This is a genomic window from Bacteroides sp. An19 (genome assembly GCF_002160215.1).
Classification (GTDB): Bacteria; Bacteroidota; Bacteroidia; order Bacteroidales; family Bacteroidaceae; genus Phocaeicola; species Phocaeicola intestinalis.
Genome location: NZ_NFKD01000055.1, coordinates 24,583 through 31,376, shown reverse-complemented (window position 1 = coordinate 31,376; position 6,794 = coordinate 24,583). Strand labels below are relative to the sequence as shown.

At 47.8% G+C, this 6,794-nt stretch carries 3 protein-coding genes and 1 pseudogene; all 4 read right to left on the bottom strand.

Annotated features, from left to right (window positions below):
* Positions 1-279, bottom strand: a pseudogene (locus tag B5F25_RS16255) (glucosamine-6-phosphate deaminase); the annotation flags it as partial.
* 40 nt (positions 280-319) lie between these two features.
* Positions 320-1,111 (bottom strand): glucosamine-6-phosphate deaminase, encoded by a 792-nt coding sequence (nagB, locus tag B5F25_RS16250; protein WP_087250781.1) that lies wholly within the window; start codon positions 1,109-1,111, stop codon positions 320-322.
* Between the two features lie 38 nt (positions 1,112-1,149).
* A complete protein-coding gene (locus tag B5F25_RS16245; protein ID WP_087250779.1) occupies positions 1,150-2,460 on the bottom strand; it encodes a DUF4995 domain-containing protein in 1,311 nt (436 codons plus the stop codon).
* A gap of 138 nt (positions 2,461-2,598) precedes the next feature.
* A complete protein-coding gene (locus B5F25_RS16240; RefSeq protein ID WP_087250777.1) occupies positions 2,599-6,603 on the bottom strand; it encodes a hybrid sensor histidine kinase/response regulator transcription factor in 4,005 nt (1,334 codons plus the stop codon).
* Between the last annotated feature and the right edge of the window lie 191 nt (positions 6,604-6,794).

Sequence of the window (6,794 nt, the reverse complement as noted above, 5' to 3'; positions counted from 1 at the left end):
TTCTTCCTTATGGCGGCGCACCAGTTCGGCGTAAAGCGGACGGAGCGAAGCCCCCGTGCCCAAAGCCAACGTACAGAACTTGCCGTCATGCTGGCGTTCCTGTATCTTGCGGATAACCTCATCGGCTATGCACTTCACGCCTTCGTCTACTGTTTCATAGATGTTGGTAGGGATTTTTTCAAAACGGGTCAGCACGGAGCGGTCAATCGTATTCTCCGGCTTGTAATATCGGGTAGACACCCTGTTAAGGGATATCTGCGAACTCAAATTGGTTCTCATGGCTATAATTAACAATTAACAATTAATAATGGATAATGGATTACAGGTTGTTGCGCTCGATGTCCTTGAAGTAGCGGTATGTGCCCACTTTCAGTTCGTCCGTAGCCGCCTCATCGCATACGATGATGCCGTGGCGGTGCATCTGCAAGGCACTGATGGTCCACATCTGCGTTACGCTTCCTTCAACGGCATGATGCAAGGCACGCGCCTTATTGTGCCCGTTGCAAAGGATCAGTACCTCTTTGGCGTCCATTACCGTGCCCACCCCTACGGTCAGCGCAGTCTTGGGAACCTTGTCCACATCGTTATCGAAGAAACGCGAATTTGCCACAATCGTATCGGTGGTCAGCGTCTTCACACGGGTACGCGAAGTCAGGGAAGAACCCGGCTCGTTGAACGCGATGTGGCCATCGGGACCGATGCCGCCCACAAACAGGTCGATGCCCCCATACGAAGCAATCTGCTTTTCATAATTCCCGCACTCAGCCTCCAAGTCGGAAGCGTTCCCGTTCAGGATATGGATGTTTTCCTTCGGAATGTCAATATGGTTGAAAAAGTTGTTGAACATAAACGAATGGTAGCTTTCCGGATGCGATTCGGGAAGACCCACGTATTCATCCATATTGAAAGTCACCACATTGCGGAAAGACACCTTTCCCTCTCGGTTCAGTTCAATCAGCGCCTTATACATGCCCAATGGGGAAGAGCCCGTAGGCAAGCCCAATACAAAAGGACGTTCGGAAGATGGCTGGAACTGATTGATTCTTTGGGCTACATAATTAGCTGCCCATTCGGAAAGAGCCTGATAATCTGATTCAATAATTACTCTCATCGTATTTCTTTTATTAAGGATAATTCACAACTATATGTTCATTTCTTTTCGGCTAATGCTTCCGATGCAGCCAAACCGTTTCCTTCCTTGATGTCCAGATAACGCTTCATCGCTTCCAGGTAATAATAATCGGCATAGTTAAGAGGCGTATCAATTTCCGAGCCGTGCGGCAAAGAACCGGTAGAATGCATCAGGACGAAACCTTTGTTAGTGCCTTTTTGCGCCAGATAATCTTTGCCCGACAAGCTTTCCAATTGTTTCTGCGCATAATCGAAATACCTTTCTCCATCGGGCACCATCGTACTCAGTTCTAAAAATGCCGAAGCGATGACCGCAGCTGCCGAAGCATCACGCGGCGTATCTTTCTCTACTGGCGCATCGAAATCCCAATACGGAACCAAATCGCTGGTGTTCACCCGTTTCATAATCATATCTGCTACCTTGACCGCCTGATTCAAGAACACGGTATCTTTGGTTTCCCGATAACAGGACGTATATCCGTATACCGCCCAACCTTGTCCACGTGCCCATGCCGATTCGTCGTTCTTGCCCTGATGAGTCATCCGGTATTGCACGGTACCGTCGTCGTTATAGCTTACCAAGTGATACGATGTATAGTCGGGACGGAAATGATGCTTCATCGTGGTAAGCGCATGTTGGACTGCTACCTCTTTATATTTAGGGTTGCCGGTCAACCGGCTCGCACTGAACAGCAAATCCAAGTTCATCATATTATCAATGATGACCGGGAAATTCCAATACCCGAAATCCCACGAACGGATACAACCTATCTGGGGGTCGAAACGGGCACACAGGTTATCGGCGGTCTTTACTAATACATTCTTGATGGTATCGTTCGGAGCCAGCCGCAACGCATTCCCGTAACTGCAATTAATCATGAAACCGACATCGTGGGTATCTTTTGCATCCGATATCGGATACAGCATGTTCGTGTACTGAATGGCATACTTCTTCAGTTCTTCATCACCGGTCAATTCATACGTGTACCACAAGCTTCCGGGGAAGAATCCGCTTGTCCAGTCTCTTATCGAACATAAACGAAGTTTCCCCAACTTATCGGCTGGCGGAGGCGCCAACAAGGAATCTTGAAACGTAGCCGGATCGCGTTGCAATTGACGGACCAGAAAATCCATCGAATAACCCGTCCAAAGCGAACGGGGCATAAGAGTGGAATCACCCAAATCAGAAGCCGTCTGTTTCAACTGGCAGGATGCTACATCCAGGGCATGAGTCACCCATTCATCCGATTGCACCGAAGGTTTCTCACTACAGGCACATACTCCGATAACCAGAGCCATACCCAACACAGGAATAGAAATTGTCTTCATACTATTACAATAAAGTCAGCTGTTACTATTAAATTCTTATCACCGCAAAAGTAAAACGATGCAGCCAACTTCGGTTTCTCTTATGTGGAAAGGAGTTTCAATCCCGTCAAAACAATTTCATTCCTGTAGAAAAAACTTTCATTTTTGTTGAACAGCCCCACCCTTGGCATATTCAGAAGGCATACAACCTATGTATTTCTTAAAACTGGTAGAGAAATACGAAGGGGTGCTGAAACCTACCATCGTGCTTATCTCCGCCACGTTGTACCTTCCTTCTTTCAATAATTTGCACGCTTGGTTAAAGCGTATTTTCCGGATAAATTCTGTTGTAGACTCTCCCGTTATGCCCTTCATCTTGAGGTGGAGCGAAGAACGGCTCATGCCCATTTCCAGCGCAAAGTCATCGGCAGAGAAATCAGGCTTTTCCAGATTCTTTTCTACCACCGAGACCGCCTTCGACAGGAATTCCTCATCCAGCCGGTTCAAGGCAATCTTTTCAGGTTCTATCTCCAATGATTTTGAATAATGCTCGATGGCACGATAATGGGTACGAAGAATGTTTTTGATTTTCATTACTACCACCGAGAGAGAAAAAGGCTTGGCTATGTAATCGTCTGCCCCTACTTGCAGGCCGTCCAACTGATCTTTTACCTCTGCCTTGGCAGAAAGGATAATGACGGGAATGTGACAAGTCTTCAGGTTCTGTTTTACATATTTGCACAACTGTATACCGTCCATAACGGGCATCATCACATCCGTTAGGATCAGACTGATTTCTTCGGTTTTCAGCAGCTCTACCGCCTCTTCTCCGTTTTCCACTTCCTTAACGATAAAGAAGCGTTCCAATCCGCGACTCATATAGTGCCGGATTTCATCGTTGTCTTCCACCACCAGTATGGTTTCTTTCCGGTCTGTATCCACATCGGATTCTGCCGGTTCCAGTGCCTCTTCCGTATCTACGATATACATATCCCGCGCATTGGTAGAATAGACCGGCTCCTCCTGTTGTGTTCCTCCGGACAATTCCTCTTCGGCATAGGCTTCCCGCGATAAAGGCAAGTAAACGGAAAAACAACTACCCTTGCCCACCGCACTGTCCACTTCTATCCGCCCGTGATGCAACTCTACCAGTTTCTGCACCAGCGAAAGCCCGATGCCGCTTCCGATGTGCTCGCTTTCCACTTGATAGAAGCGTTCGAATATCTTCGCCTGCTTATTGACGGGAATCCCTACCCCCGTATCCTGTACCTGCAAAAGCAAGTCATCACCTGCCGCCTTCAAGTTGACGAAAATACTTTGTCCGTCGTTCGTATATTTGAAAGCATTAGACAGAAGATTGTTCAATATCAGTTCGATATAACTGGCATCACACCATACCTGCCGACCACCCAGTTCCGAACGCAAGTTATAATCAATGTGCTTCTTACGTGCCAGCGGTTCATAGTAACGGAAATTCTTTTCCACAATCTGACCGACATTGATGCATTTGACACGCAATTCGAATACCCCTTTCTCTGCTCTCCGATAATCCATCAACTGGTTGACCAAATGCAACAACCGGTCGGTATTGCGTTTCATGTATTCCAGCTGGCTACGTACCCATTTATCTGTCACCTTGTCCAGCAAGTCCTGCAAGGGAGCCACTATCAGCGTAAGCGGTGTACGTAATTCGTGAGAAATATTGATGAAAAAGCGTGTTTTCACCTCCTGCAATTCTTTCTGGCGCACCTTATCTGCCCGTTCCCAGTAAAAACGGATGACTAGAGTTATGACACCTATTATCATCAATGCGAACAACGCAATCGCCCACCATGTCTGATACCATGCCGGAAGTACCTTTATCTCCAGGCTGGTCACCTCGTCACACCACTTGCCGTCGTTATTGGCTACCTTTACCAGGAAATTATACGTACCGTGAGGCAAATTAGCATACGTCGCCCACCGCTGGTTATCGTCTACAACAAACCAGCGCTTGTCATATCCGTCCAATTTATAGGCAAACGTATTGTGCTTATCGGCTATGTAATTCGACACGACAAAGCTCAATGCGAAAGAAGACTGCTTATGATTTAAGGTTATCCGGTCCGTCAGGCTGATATGCTTCTGCAAGATGCCGGTCTGGTCATTGGGATGAACCGGATCGCCGAACAATCTCAGCTCGGATATGACCGCTCGCGGAGCGTATGGATTGTCCTGAAGACGTTCGGGATGGAAAGCCGTAATGCCGTTGATGCCTCCGAAATACATCTCGCCCGATGAAGCCAGACAACAGGCATAGGGAGTAAACTGATTGCTCTGCAGGCCATCCACATCCGTAAAGTTCCTGAACTTCCGGCTTTCCGGATCGAAACAGGAAAGCCCGTTATCCGTACTAATCCACAACCGGTGTTTCTCATCCTCCAACACACCATATACGATGGCATCGGGCATACCGTCTGCCACCGAATAATGCACGACACTATCTCTTCCAGCTGAAAAGCCATACAAACCGTTACGGGTCGCAATCCATATATCACCGTCCGAAGCCTCGAATACACCGTAAACCGTAGCCGATTCAAAAGCAGATTCGCCGCTCACCATTCTGACCGAAGAGAGCGAATCTCCTTTACCGGAACATACCGCCAATCCGTCTTCGCCGCCTACCCACAAACGGTTCTCCCGGTCAAGCAGTAAAGTACGGATACGTTTCACACCCAATGAAACATTCCCCTTGATGTCCGAAAACGTTTTCGTCGCCTTATCGAAATGCACCAGTCCTTCTAACGTGCCAATCCATAAATGACGGCCGTCGGCACACGGCTGGATGGCGAATACATTCATATTGGTTAGCCTAGTAGTTTCCGGCATCAGGCTTTCAATCCTGCCCGTACGGCGGTCGAGAATGTTCAACCCTCCCGTATGGGTGCCGATATACACTTTACCGGCCTGTTCGTCTACATAGATGGCCTTCACATCGTTCGAGCCAAGCCCTTGTTCCTTGGTATAATAAGTATATTCCCCGGAACGGATATCGTAATAATTCACACCCCCGTTATTCGTCCCTATCCACAGATTCCCCTTACGGTCTTCGGTGATGCAACCGATGACATTATCATTCAACGAATTTCCTTCGGGCGAGAAACGGATATGGCGGAAACGCTCACGAAGCGGATGATAGTAATTCAATCCGCCAAAGTAAGTACCCAGCCACATGCCTCCCTGCGAGTCCATAAAGATGCTCCGGATAGAGCTTTGCGAAAGGCTCCGGTTCTGGCGGCGGTTGCTGGTATATACCTGAAACCTTCCGGTTGCCTCATCGTAAATATCCAGCGAAGTAAATGTCCCCACCCATAACCGGTTCCGGGCGTCAAGAGCCAACGAACGCACGAAGTTAGAACTTAATCCGTCCGGTCCTCCTGCCGTATAATGACGCAATTCACGTGTAGTCCTATCCATGCGGTAAAGCCCGTCGCCTTCGGTTCCTATCCAAAGGTGATTGCCGTGTTGCAATAAAGTCAAGATTTCCTTTCTTCCCAAAGGCAAAGCATGAAGATGCTCCAATGTCCGCGATGCGAATGAATACATCCACAATCCGTCTTTGGCTCCTATGTACAAAGAATCTTTGCTACGGTATATCGCCGTAGCTTTCAACCGGAACAAATCAGCGGGCAATCCGGACTGCACAAAAGATGTATCCGCTACATGAAACACATACAATCCGGCGGACGTATTGACCAACAAACGGCTATCGTCCACATCGGCGATTTGCATCACCCGGACATCTTCTTCTTTCTGAGGGCAACGGTAATTGCGGAAAGCATCCCTGTCCGCATCGTAATACGAAAGCCAGTTATTCGTACCTACCCATACGCCTCCTTTACCGTCTGCCTTGACGGCATACACCATGTTATCGCCAATGCTTCCGGCATTCCCGGTCTCGTGACGATAGACGGTAAAATCGTATCCGTCGAAACGGTTTACTCCATTAAACGTGGCAAACCACATATTGCCTTGTACGTCTTGGGTAATGCTAAGCACGGTGCTTTGCGACAAACCGTCCTCCAGTCCGATATGGGCAAACGAAACCTGCCCCTGCATCCCGGTGCAAAACCAAACGAGGCATACGATCCCTGCGATTAGATTCCGAATAGGCTGTAATTTCATTTTGTGTTTCTATTTTTCCCAAAAGTAAGAAAAAATATGAATAACCGTACACTTTCTTTACTTTTTATTTGCAGACACACACGCATATAGATGCGCAAGCCCGCGAAAGTATATGCGTGGGGCTGCGCATATAGCTACGCATCAAGCGTTACAATTGTTACAATTACAGTTAATCGAAATTGTTTTTCATG